The following is a 1,464-nucleotide window of genomic DNA, read 5'->3' on the forward strand; positions in this document are numbered from 1 at the left end:
GCGGCTTCCCGCCGGGCCGTCACCTGGCGCAGCAGGTCGAGCCCGGCGGAGGCCGCGGCCTCCACGGGCAGGGCGAGCGCGGCGGCCGTGGTGCGGCATGCGGCGTCGAGCAGCTCCGGCACGGTGACGGAGACCGGCTGGCAGCGCAGCCAGACCTCCTCGCCCGGCTGCGGCTCGGCGTGGACGATCAGCTCGAGGGATTGCAGGCGGTCCAGCAGCGCCGGCTCCAGCCGCCCATAGCCGCCGAGGGAGGCGGGCAGGCGGGCGGCGTGCCAGTCGGCGAGAGGCAGCAGGACGGGCTCGGCGAGGCCGGCGGCCTCGCCGCGGAGCCAGCCGATGACGGCGGCGGAGAGCGCCGCCTCGCGCGGCAACGCACCGCCGGCGCGCAGCATCACCAGCACCTCGCCCGACGGCGCGGCGAGCGCCTCCACCTCGGCCATCTGGCCGAAGTTCTCGGTGCGGCCGCGCACGACGGGCAGGCGGGACATCCAGTCCGCGAAGGCGCCGAAGGGACGGCCCTGGTAGCGCAGCAGGCTGCCGACGGCGGGGTTGCCGGCGCTCTCCTGCAGCAGCCCGAAGGTCACGCGCCAGCTGCGGTCGGCCGTTGCCTTGAACAGGTTGGCCTCGATGCCGGGGTCGCGGAGGTCGGCGCGCAGCAGCGCCTCCCCGGCGGCGAGCGTCAGGATCAGCTCGCGCGGATCCTCGGGCAGCTCGAAAACCAGGGTGAAGCCGTTCACCGCGGCGCGGCGCGGGTCGGAGGGAACGACGTCGCTGCGCGGGTGGAAGCTGCAATGCTCGATGGGGCAGTCGCCATCCGGGCCGGCGGAGACCGAGAGCTCGGTGCCGACCCCGCGCGGCGTCATCGCCCAGCCATAAGCGATGCCGCGGCGCGGCGTGACCATGGTCACGCAGTCGAGCGCGAGTTGCAGCGTTTCATCCAGATAGACGAACACCCGAACCTCCGCCCCGCCCGCGCGGCCCCCGTCCCGGCCGCGGCGTGCCCGCCGCGACAAAGGGCGGCTTGGCCCGCCGTGTCAACCTCGCCGCGACCGTTCCGGCATGTCGTTCCGCCCTGGGTTTCTCACCCTGCCCCCCAGGCGACGAAGGGACCGTTGCGGAAGCCGGATGCGGCCTTGCCGTAGAGGAAGGGGCTGCCGTCCGGCGCGGTCACCTTCCCGCCTGCGGCTTCCAGCACCGCCTGGCCGGCGGCGGTGTCCCATTCCATGGTCGGCGCCAGGCGCGGATAGACGTCGGCCTCGCCCTCCGCCACCAGGCAGAACTTGAGGGAGGAGCCGATGGAGCGCCGGTCGGCCACCTGAAGCCCGGCCAGGAAGGCCTCGGTCGCCGGGTCGATGTGCGACCGGCTGGCCACCGCGACCAGGCCCGCCGCCGGGCGGGGCCGCGCGCGGATCGGCCGCCATGCGATGGACGCGGGGTCGGCGCCCGGCGCCAGCTCGCCGGCCG

Annotated in this window: 2 protein-coding genes; both read right to left on the bottom strand. The window is 75.5% G+C overall.

The genetic code is table 11. The features are described from left to right. Positions 1–953: hypothetical protein (locus tag OZN99_RS31425; RefSeq protein ID WP_270939120.1), on the bottom strand; the 953-nt coding region annotated here is incomplete at its 3' end. A 128-nt stretch (positions 954–1,081) separates the two neighbouring features. Continuing rightward, on the bottom strand, positions 1,082–1,464 hold a 383-nt coding region (locus OZN99_RS31430), incomplete at its 5' end, for a 3'(2'),5'-bisphosphate nucleotidase CysQ family protein (RefSeq protein ID WP_333779799.1).

Source organism: Falsiroseomonas oryzae (genome assembly GCF_027856955.1).
Classification (GTDB): domain Bacteria; phylum Pseudomonadota; class Alphaproteobacteria; order Acetobacterales; family Acetobacteraceae; genus Falsiroseomonas; species Falsiroseomonas oryzae.